At 71.6% G+C, this 14,322-nt stretch carries 15 protein-coding genes; 7 read left to right on the top strand and 8 right to left on the bottom strand.

Features of this window, described 5'->3' with window-relative positions; genetic code table 11:
- The first annotated feature begins 478 nt into the window (after positions 1 to 478).
- Positions 479 to 1,945 carry a sensor histidine kinase gene (locus ABEB00_RS29105; RefSeq protein WP_345623564.1) on the top strand — a complete coding sequence of 489 codons (1,467 nt, stop codon included), beginning with the start codon at positions 479 to 481 and terminating at the stop codon, positions 1,943 to 1,945.
- A gap of 228 nt (positions 1,946 to 2,173) precedes the next feature.
- Here the strand turns inward: ABEB00_RS29105 and ABEB00_RS29100 are convergent, their stop codons facing one another.
- On the bottom strand, positions 2,174 to 2,431 hold the full coding sequence (locus ABEB00_RS29100; protein ID WP_003973730.1) for a WhiB family transcriptional regulator: 258 nt from the start codon (positions 2,429 to 2,431) through the stop codon (positions 2,174 to 2,176).
- A gap of 319 nt (positions 2,432 to 2,750) precedes the next feature.
- Entirely contained in the window at positions 2,751 to 3,719 is a 969-nt protein-coding gene (locus ABEB00_RS29095) for a diacylglycerol/lipid kinase family protein (RefSeq protein WP_345623458.1), read from the bottom strand.
- A gap of 117 nt (positions 3,720 to 3,836) precedes the next feature.
- Here ABEB00_RS29095 and ABEB00_RS29090 point away from each other — a divergent pair, with 117 nt between their 5' ends.
- Positions 3,837 to 4,292: a hypothetical protein gene (locus ABEB00_RS29090; protein ID WP_345623457.1), complete on the top strand. Its 456-nt coding sequence runs from the start codon at positions 3,837 to 3,839 to the stop codon at positions 4,290 to 4,292.
- Positions 4,293 to 4,334: 42 nt separating this feature from the next.
- Here ABEB00_RS29090 and ABEB00_RS29085 read toward each other — a convergent pair whose 3' ends face one another.
- The 3 genes from ABEB00_RS29085 to ABEB00_RS29075 form a co-directional block, all read right to left on the bottom strand.
- On the bottom strand, positions 4,335 to 5,435 hold the full coding sequence (locus tag ABEB00_RS29085) for an RNA polymerase sigma factor SigF (RefSeq protein ID WP_425586587.1): 1,101 nt from the start codon (positions 5,433 to 5,435) through the stop codon (positions 4,335 to 4,337).
- Between the two features lie 17 nt (positions 5,436 to 5,452).
- Positions 5,453 to 5,866 (bottom strand): ATP-binding protein, encoded by a 414-nt coding sequence (locus tag ABEB00_RS29080; protein WP_345623455.1) that lies wholly within the window; start codon positions 5,864 to 5,866, stop codon positions 5,453 to 5,455.
- Between the two features lie 257 nt (positions 5,867 to 6,123).
- Complete coding sequence (locus ABEB00_RS29075) at positions 6,124 to 6,384, bottom strand: UBP-type zinc finger domain-containing protein (RefSeq protein WP_345623454.1); 261 nt, start codon at positions 6,382 to 6,384, stop codon at positions 6,124 to 6,126.
- A 60-nt stretch (positions 6,385 to 6,444) separates the two neighbouring features.
- On the opposite strand from ABEB00_RS29075, the gene ABEB00_RS29070 reads away from it, so the two are divergent.
- Positions 6,445 to 8,040, top strand: coding sequence for a Na+/H+ antiporter (locus ABEB00_RS29070; RefSeq protein WP_345623453.1), 1,596 nt, complete (start codon positions 6,445 to 6,447; stop codon positions 8,038 to 8,040).
- Between the two features lie 13 nt (positions 8,041 to 8,053).
- Here the strand turns inward: ABEB00_RS29070 and ABEB00_RS29065 are convergent, their stop codons facing one another.
- Positions 8,054 to 8,971 carry a 1-aminocyclopropane-1-carboxylate deaminase/D-cysteine desulfhydrase gene (locus ABEB00_RS29065; protein ID WP_345623452.1) on the bottom strand — a complete coding sequence of 306 codons (918 nt, stop codon included), beginning with the start codon at positions 8,969 to 8,971 and terminating at the stop codon, positions 8,054 to 8,056.
- Between the two features lie 39 nt (positions 8,972 to 9,010).
- Complete coding sequence (locus ABEB00_RS29060) at positions 9,011 to 9,589, bottom strand: N-acetylmuramoyl-L-alanine amidase (protein WP_345623562.1); 579 nt, start codon at positions 9,587 to 9,589, stop codon at positions 9,011 to 9,013.
- Positions 9,590 to 9,895: 306 nt separating this feature from the next.
- Here ABEB00_RS29060 and ABEB00_RS29055 point away from each other — a divergent pair, with 306 nt between their 5' ends.
- The 4 genes from ABEB00_RS29055 (at position 9,896) to ABEB00_RS29040 (ending at position 13,421) form a co-directional block, all read left to right on the top strand.
- Complete coding sequence (locus tag ABEB00_RS29055; RefSeq protein WP_345623451.1) at positions 9,896 to 11,302, top strand: family 2B encapsulin nanocompartment shell protein; 1,407 nt, start codon at positions 9,896 to 9,898, stop codon at positions 11,300 to 11,302.
- Positions 11,303 to 11,363: 61 nt separating this feature from the next.
- Complete coding sequence (locus ABEB00_RS29050; protein ID WP_345623450.1) at positions 11,364 to 12,524, top strand: family 2 encapsulin nanocompartment cargo protein polyprenyl transferase; 1,161 nt, start codon at positions 11,364 to 11,366, stop codon at positions 12,522 to 12,524.
- Positions 12,525 to 12,688: 164 nt separating this feature from the next.
- Positions 12,689 to 12,919: a hypothetical protein gene (locus tag ABEB00_RS29045; protein WP_345623449.1), complete on the top strand. Its 231-nt coding sequence runs from the start codon at positions 12,689 to 12,691 to the stop codon at positions 12,917 to 12,919.
- A 184-nt stretch (positions 12,920 to 13,103) separates the two neighbouring features.
- A complete protein-coding gene (locus ABEB00_RS29040; RefSeq protein WP_345623448.1) occupies positions 13,104 to 13,421 on the top strand; it encodes a TetR/AcrR family transcriptional regulator in 318 nt (105 codons plus the stop codon).
- 186 nt (positions 13,422 to 13,607) lie between these two features.
- Here ABEB00_RS29040 and ABEB00_RS29035 read toward each other — a convergent pair whose 3' ends face one another.
- Positions 13,608 to 14,255 (bottom strand): TetR/AcrR family transcriptional regulator, encoded by a 648-nt coding sequence (locus ABEB00_RS29035; RefSeq protein ID WP_345623446.1) that lies wholly within the window; start codon positions 14,253 to 14,255, stop codon positions 13,608 to 13,610.
- Between the last annotated feature and the right edge of the window lie 67 nt (positions 14,256 to 14,322).

Here is a 14,322-nt window from a genome sequence, read left to right as displayed (position 1 = left end):
TCCGGCCCCGCGCGCGACCCGGCGGGGTTAGGCTGCTGCGGAGTGCTCGGACGTCCGAGTAGTCGGCGGAAAGTGACAAGGACAAACACGTTCCACCGCATGGACACCGATAGTGGTCTAGTCCACAATGGTCACTCAGCACCACGCGAGACACCACCGAGACACCACGGAAGCCGCCGCGGGGCCGTCGCCGAGCCGCCTCCCGCACGGTGGACGCCAGGTCTCCGCTCTCCCCGCACAGGAGGGCGGACCGAGGAACCGGAGCTCTCTGCCCTGACTGCCCCGGCTCCTCATCCTTCGGCCGACCGGGACCGCACACCCCGCGGCCGTTGTTGCTCCGGGCTGCGGTGCCGGGAGGGCTGAGGGTCCCTCTCAGGCGCCGCGGCCCGCGGGTGTTCCCGGGCCCCGGTGCGCGGCCGGAACATGGCTGATTCCGAACCCCCGCCGACCCGCCGGGTACGCTCCTCATGTGCCCTCCATGAACGAACTGGTACGCCAGCACACCGCCCTGGACGACTCCGACCTCGAGTGGCTCCACCTGCTGGTCTCGGAGTGGCAGCTCCTCTCGGACCTCTCCTTCGCCGACCTCGTCCTGTGGGTCCCCACCCGCGACGGCACCCGGTACGTCTCGGTCGCCCAGATGCGGCCCAACACCGGACCCACCTCCTACCAGGACGACATGGTCGGCCATCTCGTCCCGCGCGGCCGGCGGCCCATGCTGGACATCGCCCTGGACGAGGGCCGGATCGTGCGCGAGGGCGACCCGGAGTGGCGCGAGGAGGTCCCGGTCCGCGTCGAGTCGATCCCGGTACGGCGTCAGGGACGCGTACTCGGTGTGATCGCCCGCAACACCAACCTGCTGACCGTGCGCACCCCCAGCCGCCTGGAACTCACCTACCTGCAGAGCGCCTCGGACCTCGCCCAGATGATCGCGGCCGGCTCCTTCCCGTTCGAGAACCAGCAGGTCGACATGGACGCCTCGCCGCGCGTCGGCGACGGCCTGATCAGGGTCGACGTCGACGGCATCGTCCAGTACGCCTCCCCGAACGCCCTCTCCGCCTACCACCACATGGGCCTCGCCGCCGACCTGGTCGGCCAGCACCTGGGCCGGACCACCGCCGAACTCGCCCCGACCCGGGGGCCGGTGGACGAGGCGCTCGCCAAGGTGGCCAGCGGCTGGGCGCCGCGCGAGTTCGAGATCGAGGCCAACGACGGCGTGATCCAGTTCCGCGCCATCCCGCTCAAGCCCAAGGGCACCCGCGTCGGCGCCCTGGTCCTGCTCCGGGACGTCACGGAACTGCGCCGCCGCGAACGTGAGTTGATCACCAAGGACGCCACCATCCGGGAGATCCACCACCGGGTGAAGAACAACCTCCAGACGGTGGCCGCCCTGCTCCGCCTCCAGGCGCGGCGTATCGGCTCGGAACGCGGACGCGAGGCGCTGGAGGAGGCGGTGCGCCGGGTCGGCTCGATCGCCATCGTGCATGAGACGCTGTCTCAGAACCTGGACGAGCGGGTGGAGTTCGACGAGATCGCCGACCGGGTGCTGGCGATGGTCGCCGAGATCTCGCCGGGCAAGGTCACCGGCCGGCGCACCGGTCACTTCGGTGTCCTGGACGCCGAGGTCGCCACCCCCCTGTCGATGGTGCTGACCGAGGTGCTGCAGAACGCGCTGGAGCACGGTTTCCGGGAGGGCGACACCGGCGCGGTCGAGGTCTCTGCCGTCCGCGGCGGCACCTCGAAGGAGTCCCGTCTCCTGGTCACCGTCCAGGACGACGGCGTCGGCCTGCCCGAGGGCTTCGACCCGCACCGCTCCGGCAACCTGGGCCTGCAGATCGTGCGCACCCTGGTGGAGGGGGAGCTGAGCGGCAGCTTCGACATGGTCCCGGCGCCCGGCGGCGGCACCCGCGTGATCTTCGACATCCCGGTCGACTCACAGAAGTAGCGGCGGGCGCGGCGGCGGACGGGCGACGGGCGGACGGGCGACGGGCGCGGGCGCAGCAAAAAGCCCCGGATCGCCAGTGATCCGGGGCCAGTGCTCGCTGCTGCCCTTGCGGGTACCCCTGCTCCGAAGAACAGAGGACATCGGGGTACTGCGCGCTGCGGCTCGGGGGCGGGAGATGCGTACTCGCTGTACGCGCCGCCAAGCTCAGGCTGTCGTGGGGCGGGTGTGTCAGGCGGAAGCCTGACGGGCCCGGTTGCGGGCGGCGCGGCGCTTCATGGCGCGACGCTCGTCCTCGCTGAGACCACCCCAGACGCCGGAGTCCTGACCGGACTCGAGCGCCCACTGCAGACACTGCTCCATTACCGGGCAGCGACGGCAGACGGCCTTGGCTTCCTCGATCTGCAGCAGCGCAGGACCGGTGTTGCCGATGGGGAAGAAGAGCTCGGGGTCTTCCTCGCGGCAAACGGCGCGGTGACGCCAGTCCATGGCTGCTACCTCTCCTTGGTATTACATGCACGTTGCTTGTGAATGTGAACGCTTTCACGAATCCCTCAACAAGTGAAGGGCCGACTGCCAGGTTCCCTGGCGTGGTCCTGTGTGTTGAAGAGGGGTTCCGGTGATCTATTGAGGCCGGTGTTGCGGGCCGTCCCGATCGCCAGATAGAGACTCGCAAACCTCGGCGGCGGATACAACCCCTTCCGGAAAGTTTTTTTTGATTCTTCGGTGTCGACTAGGTCACAGCCGTACTTCCATGGGGTGGACCCTGGCCTAAACGTTCGAGTGAAAGGACTTTCGCCGCTTCTGCTCACACAATCACACGCAGTGCACGGCGTACGCCTGTGAACGTCACGCTGGTGCGCAGCCCCAGGTGGTCACCGTCCATCTGGAGGGGGAGCGGCACCTTCGAATGCAAGGTGAACTCCGTCATATCGTGCAGGGAGACGGCCTGCTTGCCCCGGGGGCCGCGGTCGGGGGACGAAGTGAGCAACTGGGTGCCATACCGGGCAACCGCCGCGGTGGACAGGCTGCGGAGACCGAAGATGTCGAGCGCGGTATCGAACGAGGCTTTAGGTGACGCGTAGATCGGGCGATTACCAAGAAAAGTCCACGGGCACGTGTTCGAGACTATGGAGAGGACCAGATCGGTCAGTGGTTCCTCACCCGGTTGTTCCAGGGTGATGATTCCGTTGCGCCGGTGCGGTTCTCCGAGCAACTGGCGTACGACCTGGCGGACATAGAGCGCGTGCGTGGACTTCCGGCCGCGTTCGCGGTGCTGTTCGACCCTGCCGACCACCCCGGCGTCGAAGCCGAGCCCGGCGTTGAAGGTGAACCAGCGGGCCGGCACCTCCGCGTCCGGTGAGTCCGGCGTGCCGGAGGCCAGCCCCAGCCCCACGGTCCGCTCGCTGCCCTCGCGCAGCGCGTCCAGCAGGGCGCCGGTGGCCTCCACCGCGTGGTTGGGCAGCCCCAGGGCGCGGGCGAAGACGTTGGTGGAACCGCCCGGGACGACCGCGAGCCGGGGCAGGTGGTCGGGGTCCGGGCCGGCGTGCAGCAGACCGTTGACCACCTCGTTGACCGTGCCGTCGCCGCCGAGGGCCACCACCAGCTCGATGTCGTCGCTCTGCGCGGCCTGCCGGCCCAGGTCGCGCGCGTGGCCGCGGTACTCGGTGGTGACCGCCTCCAGCTTCATCTCGCTGGCCAGCGCGTGGATCAGTACGTCGCGCGTGCGCGCGCTCGTGGTGGTTGCCGCCGGATTGACCACGAGAAGTGCACGCATGGTCTGCAGGGTACCTACTGGGCGGTACCGGGCCCAGGCCGAGAGGGGATTCGCCAGGCCGGGGACGGGGTGAGCCTCGACACGGGCGCCCTCGGGCGTGCGGGCTACCCTTCAGGGGTGAGCAGTGAGCCGAGCCCCAGCACCGATGCAGCCGACCCCGCCGACGCGGCGGGTCCCCGTCCCGTGCGGCTGACCGCCGCGGCGGCGCTCGCCGGGCTGGAGGGCCTCGCGCTCGTCGCCGGCGGGCTCTGGATGCTCGTGCGCGGACTGACCGGACACCCCGACGACCGGACCCAGGCCGTCACCGGAGGCGTCACCCTGATCGTCCTCGCCCTGCTGCCGCTGCTCGCCGCCCGCGGCCTGCTCGCCCGGCGAGGCTGGAGCCGGGGCCCCGCCGTGATCACGCAGATCATGGCGCTGCCGGTGGCCTACAACCTGCTCCAGGCCGACAGCGTGGCCATCCCGGCGGGGATCGTGCTCGCCGCCGCGGCCGTGGCCGCGCTCGTCCTGATCGTCAACCCCGAGACCACCCGGGCCCTCGGCATCCGGGGGCCCGGCGGCGCGCGGAAGTAGTCCGCCCCGGCGGCGCGCGGACGTAGCCCGCCGCGCGCCGGATCACTCCTCGACGAGCAGCTTCTCCCGGAGCTGGGCCAGGGTGCGGGCCAGCAGCCGCGAGACGTGCATCTGTGAGATGCCGACCTCCTGCGCGATCTGCGACTGGGTCATGTTGGCGAAGAAGCGCAGCAGCAGGATCCGCTTCTCCCGCGGCGGCAGGTCCTCCAGGAGCGGCTTGAGGGACTCGCGGTACTCGACGCCCTCCAGCGCCTCGTCCTCGGAACCGAGGGTGTCCGCGACCGCCGGGGACTCGTCGTCCGTGTCCGGGACGTCCAGGGAGAGCGTGGAGTACGCGTTGGCGGACTCCAGACCCTCCAGGACCTCCTCCTCCGAGATCGCCAGCTTCTCGGCCAGCTCGTGCACGGTGGGGGAGCGGCCGTGCAACTGGGAGAGCTCCGCCGTCGCCGTGGTCAGGGCCAGCCGCAGCTCCTGGAGCCGGCGCGGGACCCGCACCGCCCAGCCCTTGTCCCGGAAGTGCCGCTTGATCTCGCCGACGACCGTCGGGGTCGCGTAGGTGGAGAACTCCACGCCGCGCTCCGGATCGAAGCGGTCGACGGACTTGATCAGACCGATGGTGGCGACCTGCGTGAGGTCGTCCAGCGGTTCGCCGCGGTTGCGGAAGCGGCGCGCGAGGTGCTCGACGAGCGGCAGATGCATGCGGACCAGCCGGTTGCGCAGCTCCGCGTACTGCGCGCTCTCCTTCTCCAGTCCGCGCAGCTCGGCGAAGAGGGCGCGCGCCCCGCTCCGGTCGTGTGGGTCGTGCCGGCTTCCCGACGCGTTGCGCGCGCTCGGCGCGTCGTCCTCGGACTGTCGCTCGTGCTCGCTCATCGTCCCGCCCGTAGCCCTTTCCGGAGCCGTCGCCTCCGCTCGGCCGGGAGGGACCGGGACGTCCCCGCTCCGCCCGTCCGCGGGCGCGCTCCGCACCGCACCGCCCCGGCCCCCCTGATCGCCCCCCGGGGAGCCTGCCTCGGCGGCGTCCTCGGGATGCGGGCGGGCCTGATCGGGGATGCCGTCGATGCCGTCCGCCGTGCACCGGGCCACGTCCTGCGCACGTGTGGCCTCGGCCGGCGGCTCCCGTGTGCCGCGCTCTTCGTCCCGCACCGGCCCGTCCCCGCTCCTCACGCCGGCCCGGGTCCCGCGCCGCGCTGTTTGTAGAGGCTGATCGAAACGGTTCTGTCCTCGTCCACGGCGGAGGAGACCTTGCCCGCCAGAGCGGACAGGACGGTCCAGGCGAAGGTGTCCCGCGAAGGCGCGTGGCCGTCCGTGGTCGGCGCCGAGACGGTGACCTCCAGCGAATCGTCGACGAGGCGGAACACGCAACTGAGCACGGAGCCCGGCACGGCCTGCTGGAGCAGGATCGCGCAGGCCTCGTCCACGGCGATGCGCAGGTCCTCGATCTCGTCGAGGGTGAAGTCCAAACGGGCCGCGAGACCGGCGGTCGCCGTACGCAGCACCGACAGATAGGCCCCCGCGGCCGGCAGCCGGACTTCCACGAAGTCATGGGTCGCGGGCTCGCCTGCGATCTGGGACACCCTCACCTCCAAGGTGGTACAAGCGTTTCAGGGCCGAGGGTCACCCCTCGGGTAACGCGGTGGCGCGATACGTGGTTCAGCGGTGACGGTACCGCGCTCCGAAGTTTCCTGTCCCCGAGACCCCAACCCCTTGCTGTCACTCATAGTAAACACGCGGACACGCACAGTGGCTAGGGGTTCGGCGGATCCAAATCGGAAGAGCGCGCGCCGGGTTGACGTACCCAGGCGTCAGAGGGTCGAACCGTCCCGTGGCAGGCTCACACGAGTACGTGATCGACGAAGCACCAGCGCCAGTCCTCACCGGGTTCGAAGGTGCGCATCACCGGGTGGCCGGTCGCCTCGTGGTGGGCCGTGGCGTGTCTCCTCGGGGAGGAGTCGCAGCAGCCGACGTGACCGCAGGTGAGGCAGAGCCGCAACTGCACCGGGTCCGTCCCCTCGGCCAGGCACTCGGGGCAGGTCTCGCTCTGCGGCTGGGGGGCCGGGTGCGGCAGCGCGTCGAGATGCGTGCACTGTTTCATGATTGCCAGGTTACGACGGGTGCGCGGATCACCGCGCGCAGGACGAGGGTGGACAGGACCATGAACGTGATGCCGCTGCTGTTGCTGGTGGCGGGCAGTGCGGCGATCGCCGTGGCGGGTCGGCGCACTCCGGTGCCGGCGCCGCTGCTGCTGGTCGCCGCGGGACTGGCGGTCAGCTATGTCCCGGGCGTGCCCGACTACACCCTCGACCCGCACATCGTGCTGCCGCTGCTGCTGCCCCCGCTGCTCTACACCGCGGCCACCGACAGCTCCTACCTGGACCTGCGGGCGCAGATGCGGCCGGTGGCCCTGCTGTCCGTGGGTTACGTGCTCTTCGCGACCTTCGTCGTCGGCTGGGCCGCCTACCTGATCGTCCCGGGGCTGCCGCTGACCGCCGCCCTGGTGCTCGGCGCGGTGGTGGCGCCGCCGGACGCCGTGGCGGCCACGGCGGTCGCGCGCCGGGTGGGGCTGCCGTCCCGGATCACCACGATCCTCCAGGGCGAGTCCCTGGTGAACGACGCCACCGCGATCACCGCCTACAAGGTGGCGCTCGCCGCGGCGGTCGGCGAGGGCGCCACCTGGGCCGGCGGGATCGGCGAGTTCCTGCTCGCGGCCGTCGGCGGCGTCGGCGTCGGTCTGATCCTGATGGTCCCGCTGCACTGGCTGCGCACCCGCGTCCGGGAAGCGCTGCTGAAGAACACCCTCTCCCTGCTGATCCCGTTCGCCGCGTACGCGGTCGCCGAGCAGGTGCACGCCTCCGGGGTGCTCGCGGTCGTCGTCGTCGCCCTCTACCTCGGCCACCGCGCGTGGGAGGTCGACTTCGCCACCCGCCTCCAGGAGGACGCGGTGTGGAAGATGGTCGCCTTCGTCCTGGAGTCGGCCGTGTTCGCCCTGATCGGACTCCAGTTGCCGGTCGTCCTCAAGGGCCTGGGCGCGTACGAGGGCGCCGAGGCCGCCTGGTACGCGATCGCCGTCTTCCTGGTGGTGGCCGCGGCCCGGTTCGCCTGGGCGTACCCGGCGACCTTCCTGCCCCGGATCCTGTCGGCGCGCATCCGGGCCCGGGAGGAGAACCCGACCTGGAAGCAGCCGTTCGTCATCGGCTGGGCCGGGATGCGGGGCGTGGTCTCCCTGGCCATCGCCTTCTCGATCCCGCTCACCGTGCACGGCGGCGAGCCCTTTCCCGAACGCAACCTCATCCTCTTCCTCACCTTCACCACGGTCATCGGCACCCTGGTCGTCCAGGGCGTGACCCTGCCGCCGCTGATCCGCCTGCTGAAGTTCCCCGACCATGACGTCCGGGCCGAGACGCTGGCCGAGGCGAACGCCCAGGCCCAGGCGTCCCGGGGCGCCGAGCAGCGCCTGGACGAGTTGCTCGCCGACGAGCGCAACGCCCTGCCCGGACCGCTCGCCGAGCGCCTGCGCACGGTCCTGGAACGCCGCCGCAACGCCGTCTGGGAGCGGCTCGGCCAGGTCAACACCGTCACCGGCGAGAACGTCGACGACACCTACCGGCGGCTCTCCCGGGAGATGATCGGCGCGGAACGGGACGTCTTCGTCCGGCTGCGGAACGGCCGCTACATCGACGACGAGATGCTCCGCACCCTGCTGCGCCGACTGGACCTGGAGGAGGCGGCGGCCTACCGCGAGACGACCTGACGTCCCCGGCGGATCAGCCGCTCCCCTGGAACGGCGCGCCCGTGACGACCGCCGCGACCGTCGTCCCGCGCGCGAACGCGTCCTCACGCGTGAGGGCGAGCAGGGCGTACAGCGCCTTGGCGACGTAGAGGCGTTCCACGGGCAGCCCGTGGCGCTGTTCGAAGTCCGCGGCGAAGGTGTCCAGCTCCGCGGTCGTCCGGGCGTAGCCGCCGAAGTGGAAGCGGTCGTCCAGGGTCCAGGTGCCGCGGGGGCCGCCGAACGCCTCCTGCTGGAGCCGCCGTGTCTCGGCGCCGAGGAAGCCGCCCTTGAGCACGGGGACGCCGAGCCCCCGCTGTCCGGGGGAGAGCCCGGCGGCCAGCCCGGCGAGCGTGCCGCCGGTGCCGCACGCCACGGCGACCACGTCGGCCCGGCCCGCCAGCTCCGCGCCGAGCGCGCGGCAGCCGCGCACGGCCGCCGCGTTGCTGCCGCCCTCGGGCACGACGAACGCGTCCCGCGCGTGCGCCTGCCGCAGCACGGCCGCCAGGGTGTCCGGTTCGGTCTTGCGGCGGTACGTCGAACGGTCGACGAAGTGCAGCCGCATGCCGTCGGCCGCGCACCGGGCCAGCGACGCGTTGAGCGGCCGGCCGGCCAGTTCCTGGCCGCGCACCACGCCGACGGTGGCCAGCCCGAGCAGCCGGCCGGCGGCGGCCGTGGCGCGCAGGTGGTTGGAGTAGGCGCCGCCGAAGGTGAGGACCGTACGGCCGCCGGCCGCCGCCAGGTTGGGGGCGAGCTTGCGCCACTTGTTGCCGACCAGCGCGGGATGGACCAGGTCGTCCCGTTTCAGCAGCAGCCGCACTCCCCGCCGCTCGAACCGCTCGTCCCGGGCCTCGGTCAACGGCGAGGGCAACCGGGGCCGCAGGGCGGCGAGGGCAGGGGGTTCGGTGCTGGTCACGGAGCCATTGTCACTCCGCGCGTGCCGTGCGCGCCCGGGTCACTTCAGCCGGTCCCGGACGCGCTCGCGCATCGACGCCATCGTGAACCCGCGCGGGTCCACCTTCCCCGGCTGCCACTCCAGGTGCCCGATGACGGACCGCTCGTTCCAGCCGTGGTAGCGGCAGATCGCGGCGGCCGCCCGCTCGATCGCCTCCAACTGCGCGGCGGGCCAGGGGTCCTTCCCGTCGCCGAGGTTCTCGCACTCGAAGCCGTAGAAGCGGGCGTTGCCGTCCGTGTTCGCCTCGTTGTCGGGGGGCAGCGCCTTCTCCGCGATCACCGCGCGCAGCACCTCGTCGTCGCCGAGGCCCGCGTGGTTGGCCCGTCCGTGGCCGACGAGGTGGACTCTGCCGTCCTTGGTGATGACGCCGTGGCACAGCGGTCCCGGCAGGCTCTCGTACCCGTTGCGGCAGAGATCCACGGTGTGCGCGCTGCCCTCGGTGACCGTGTGGTGGATCATCACGCCGTGCACGGGCCCCCAGGCGCCCTTGTGGTTGCGGTTGTGCTCACGCCAGTCGCCGACCTCGACGACGGTGACTCCCTCCGCCTTCAACGCCTTCAGCAGACTGCTCGCGGACATCGGTGAGGCCATCACCGGCTCCTTCGTCCTCGTGCGATCGCCCGGCGCGACCGCCTCGTACCGGTGCTTGTACCTGGAAGGGGGGTTGTCTACTACTCGTTCGGCCCGTGTGCGAGTGGATCCGGACAATCTCGGCCACCCGCCCGGCCGGGCCCCGGACGGAAGGCCCAAGTCTGCCCCGATCTCCCGTGATCCATTCCCGCTCTTTCGTGTAATAGCACTGGCACGCTCGGTGAGGAAGGGTGGGCCGTGCACATCGATGCCGGACGCGAACGCGCCGGGCAGTACCGGGGAGGGCAATACCTTATGTCGGTAGGCGAAGAGGTCCGCAGCGAGCAGACCAAGCCGCAGCAGAGTCTCGGCACGGCGGCGGCGCGGAACCTGGCCACCACCACCAAGTCCGTGCCGCAGATGCAGGAGATCAGCTCGCGCTGGCTGCTGCGCACCCTGCCCTGGGTGGACATCCAGGGCGGTACGTACCGCGTGAACCGGCGCCTGACCTTCGCGGTCGGTGACGGCCGGGTGACCTTCGTGAAGACCGGCGACCGTGTCGAGGTCATCCCCGCGGAACTGGGCGAGCTGCCGGCCCTGCGCTCGTACGAGGACGAGGAGGGGCTCTCCGAACTGGCCCGGCGCTGCGAGCAGCGCGAGTTCGAACCCGGTGACGTCATCGCCTCGTTCGGCAGCCCGGCCGACCAGGTCTTCCTGCTGGCGCACGGCAAGGTCGAGAAGGTCGGCACCGGCCCCTACGGTGACGACGCGGTCCTCGGTGTCCTCGCCGACGGCGCCTACTTCGGCGACCAGGCACTGCTCGACGGCGACGCCATCTGGGAGTACACCGTCCGCGCGGTCACCGCGTGCACCATCCTGGCGCTGCCCCGCCAGGAGGTGGAGCAGGTCTCGGAGCGCAGCGAGTCCCTGCGCGAGCACATCCAGCGGCAGCGCTCCGTCCCGGAGCAGCGCACCAACAAGCACGGCGAGAAGGCGATCGACCTCGCCGCCGGCCACAGCGGCGAACCGGACATCCCGCACACCTTCGTCGACTACGACGCCCGCCCCCGCGAATACGAACTCAGCGTCGCCCAGACCGTGCTGCGCATCCACTCCCGCGTGGCCGACCTCTACAACCAGCCGATGAACCAGACCGAACAGCAGATCCGGCTGACGGTCGAGGCGCTGAAGGAGCGCCAGGAGCACGAACTGGTCAACAACCGCGAGTTCGGCCTGCTCCACAACTGCGAGTACGAGCAGCGCATCCAGCCGCACGAGGGCGTGCCCGGCCCGGACGACCTGGACGAACTGCTCAGCCGCCGGCGCGGCACCAAGCTGCTCCTCGCCCACCCGCGCGCGATCGCCGCCATCGGCCGCGAACTGAACAGGCGCGGCCTCGTCCCCGAGACGATCGACATCGCCGGGAACCGCATCCCCACCTGGCGGGGCGTGCCGATCTACCCGTGCAACAAGATCCCGGTGACCGAGGCCCGCACCACCTCGATCATCGCCATGCGTACCGGCGAGGCCGACCAAGGCGTCATCGGCCTGCGGGCCACCGGTATCCCGGACGAGATCGAGCCGGCCCTGTCGGTGCGCTTCATGGGCATCAACGAACAGGCGATCATCAAGTACCTGGTGACCGCCTACTACTCGGCGGCGGTGCTCGTCCCGGACGCGCTCGGCGTCCTGGAGAACGTCGAGATCGGCCGCTGGCAGTGACCTCCCGCTCCCGAGCGCGGTGCGCCCGCCCGCCGGGGCGCCCCGCGGGTGAGGTGAGCCCATGACGGAGGCCCGGGACCGCGCCGCCGAGGCATCGCGGCCCACCGGCACCCTGGAGCGGCACAGCCCCGTCGGGACGCAGCGGGACAGTGCGTCGCCCGACCCCGGGGAACGGGGGACGGGGGACTCCGACGGGCCGGAGGAGGCGGCGGCGCTGCTGCGGCGCGCCCGCGCGTCGGTCGACCCCGAGCTGCGCGCCGCGCTCGCCTCCCTCCCCGGCATGCTGGGCAGGGTCGCGCAGTACCACTTCGGCTGGCAGCACGCGGACGGGACACCGGCGACGGACAACGCGGGCAAGGCGATCCGGCCGGCGCTCGTCCTCGCCTCGGCCGGGGCACTCGGGGGTCCGGCGGCCCGGGCGGCGGCCGTGCGGGCGGCGGCCGCGGTCGAACTGGTCCACAACTTCACGCTGTTGCACGACGACGTGATGGACCGGGACACCACCCGCCGGCACCGGCCCACCGCGTGGACCGTGTTCGGTGTCGCCGACGCGATCCTCGTCGGTGACGCCGTCCAGGCACTGGCCCTGCGGCTGCTCGCCACGGACCCGCACCCGGCGGCCGCGGCGGCGGTCGCCCGGCTCGCCGACTGCGTGGTGGAGCTGTGCGCGGGACAGCAGGTGGACACGGCGATGGAGCGGCGCGATCCGCACGAGGTCACCCTTGAGGAGACGCTCGCCATGGCCGAGGCCAAGACCGGTGCGCTGCTCGGGTGTGCCGCCGCGCTGGGCGGGCTGTTCGCGGGCGCCGCCGACGAGGACGTGGAGGCGCTGGACGCGTTCGGCCGCGAGGCCGGGCTGGCGTTCCAGCTCATCGACGACGTCATCGGCATATGGGGCGACCCGCGCCGTACCGGCAAGCCGGCCGGCGCGGACCTGGCGGCCCGCAAGAAGTCCCTGCCCGTGGTCGCCGCGCTCACCTCGGGCACCCCGGCCGCCCGTGAGCTGGCGGAGCTGTACACGAGACCGTACGAGGAGGGCACCGAGGATCTGGAGCAGACCGCGCTGGCGGTGGAGCGGGCGGGCGGCCGGGACTGGGCGCAGGCCCAGGCGGCCGACCACATGGCCCGCGCGATGCAGCAACTGTCCCGGGCCGTGCCCAGCCCCGAGGCGGCCGGCGGCCTGCTCGCACTGGCCGAGTTCGTGACCCGGCGCAACACCTGACGCCCTCACCGGCACGGACCCGGAGCCCGCACCGGACCGTACGACTCCTGACACCGTACGGCCCCACCGCCGCGGCGCCCGCTGTGCCGGGGGCGGACCCCGCCCCGCGCCGCCCGCCCCCGGCACAGCGGGCGCCGCGGCCCGCGCCGCCCTAGGCTGGAGGTATGGACAGCGACAAGAACGTCTGTCCCGCCTGCGGACAGACAGTGGAGACGGTCGTCCGACGCCACAAGACGCTGGGCGCGTGGGTCCCCGTATGGGTGCCGGGTCCGTGCCACGACCCGACCTGCCCGGCCACGACGGAGACCAGCCTGGAGCCGCCCGGCCCGTCGGCCCGCCCGGCGAACGCCGGACCCGCCCGAACAGCACGGGAGAAGGTCACCGAGAAACCCTGAACTCACCCGGTATACCGAAGGGGCCCGGACGGGCCCTTTCGAGTAGCTGTGGGCCCGTGATGGTGAATCGATCGCGGGCCGGCGATCGAAGCGATTCGGTCGCCGGGTGGGCTCAGGTTGCCTACCACCTCATCGCGGTTCACTTTCGATACGCGACCGTAGCGTATCGAAAGTGGGAGATGGAGTGGCAAGCGCATCGAGTGACTCGCGGGCCGTGGGCGCGCAGGGGCCGTCGGTCGTGGGGCGGCCGCGTGACACCAGCCGTGGGCCGGCCATTCTTGAAGCGACGCTGTCGCTGCTCACTGAGGTGGGTTACGAGCATCTGTCCATGGAGGCGGTCGCCGGCCGTTCCGGGGCGGCGAAGACGACGATCTACCGCCGCTACCGCGACAAGGCGGCCCTGGTCGTCGCCGCCGTCGAGCACCGCACGCAGGGGGGCTGGAGCCGCTGCTCTCCACAAGCAACGGCCGCTGCGGCGGATGAAGGGACCACCGGCAGGTGATCAACGGAATCATCCACTGACCGGGCACCGGCTCCCAGTGGCCTCAGATGCCCGCCGGCTTCGGCCCGTGGCCAACCACCCGCAAGCGCCACCTGCTGTGGTCCGCCGACGACACCGGCGACGCGAGCCGCAACAGGGGGCACCCGCCGGCGAGCACGCACGAGCATGAGCTGCGCCTCAGACAGGTCATGGGCGGACCGCCGGCAGAAGGACGCCGTCGATGATGGAGATGAGGAAGTCGCGGTCGAACGGCTTGCGCTGGATGAGCGCGCGGTAGGCGGCTATGGACGGGATGATCTGCGAGAGGGTCTCGATGTCGGCGGAGGTGTCGATCTCGCCGCGGCTGATCGCCCGGCCGAGCAGTACGCGGTTCGCGGCGGCCCACGGCTCGACGATCGCGTCGTTCGCCGCTTCGGCGAGCCCGCGGTCCTGGCTGAGCATCGACGCCAGCCCGGCCATGATCGTGAGCTGGTACTCGCCTTCTTCGACGGACGCCGGCTTGAAGAGCGCGAGGATGTCGCCGCGCAGGGTGCCGGTGTCGGGCAGCCGGTTCAGGTCCGCCTGGCTGCGTTTCATGTGTGCGACGGCGTCGAGGACCAGTTCGGCCTTCGAGGGCCAGCGACGGTAGAAGGTGCCTTTGCCGGCCTTCGCCCGTGCCGCCACCGCGTTCATCGTCATACCCGCGTAGCCGACCTCCGCCAGAACCTGCAGCGCGGCGTCCAGGATCTCGGCGTCGCGTCCAGGGTCGGGCTTGCGGCCCGGGCGGCGGTGGACAGTTCGGCCACCGTCGCCGTCCGGGACGGCGTCACCCGCGGTGGGGGCGTCCTGCGTCATCACGGTGATCTCCTCGCTGCCGGAAGCATGTCCTGCTGTGTGCCGAGTCCATTGTCGTGCCGCCGAG

Origin of the sequence: Streptomyces ziwulingensis, from assembly GCF_039542605.1 — a bacterium.
Classification (GTDB): Bacteria; Actinomycetota; Actinomycetes; order Streptomycetales; family Streptomycetaceae; genus Streptomyces; species Streptomyces ziwulingensis.
This window is presented reverse-complemented; position numbering and strand designations above follow the sequence as displayed.

What these genes read in the sequence shown, in the direction of transcription:
- ABEB00_RS29105 (WP_345623564.1), top strand. Translation starts at nt 479, where the DNA reads ATGAACGAACTGGTACGCCAGCACACCGCCCTGGACGACTCCGACCTC.
- ABEB00_RS29100 (WP_003973730.1), bottom strand. Translation starts at nt 2,431, where the DNA reads ATGGACTGGCGTCACCGCGCCGTTTGCCGCGAGGAAGACCCCGAGCTC.
- ABEB00_RS29095 (WP_345623458.1), bottom strand. Translation starts at nt 3,719, where the DNA reads ATGCGTGCACTTCTCGTGGTCAATCCGGCGGCAACCACCACGAGCGCG.
- ABEB00_RS29075 (WP_345623454.1), bottom strand. Translation starts at nt 6,384, where the DNA reads ATGAAACAGTGCACGCATCTCGACGCGCTGCCGCACCCGGCCCCCCAG.
- ABEB00_RS29070 (WP_345623453.1), top strand. Translation starts at nt 6,445, where the DNA reads ATGAACGTGATGCCGCTGCTGTTGCTGGTGGCGGGCAGTGCGGCGATC.
- ABEB00_RS29060 (WP_345623562.1), bottom strand. Translation starts at nt 9,589, where the DNA reads ATGTCCGCGAGCAGTCTGCTGAAGGCGTTGAAGGCGGAGGGAGTCACC.
- ABEB00_RS29055 (WP_345623451.1), top strand. Translation starts at nt 9,896, where the DNA reads ATGTCGGTAGGCGAAGAGGTCCGCAGCGAGCAGACCAAGCCGCAGCAG.
- ABEB00_RS29050 (WP_345623450.1), top strand. Translation starts at nt 11,364, where the DNA reads ATGACGGAGGCCCGGGACCGCGCCGCCGAGGCATCGCGGCCCACCGGC.
- ABEB00_RS29045 (WP_345623449.1), top strand. Translation starts at nt 12,689, where the DNA reads ATGGACAGCGACAAGAACGTCTGTCCCGCCTGCGGACAGACAGTGGAG.
- ABEB00_RS29035 (WP_345623446.1), bottom strand. Translation starts at nt 14,255, where the DNA reads ATGACGCAGGACGCCCCCACCGCGGGTGACGCCGTCCCGGACGGCGAC.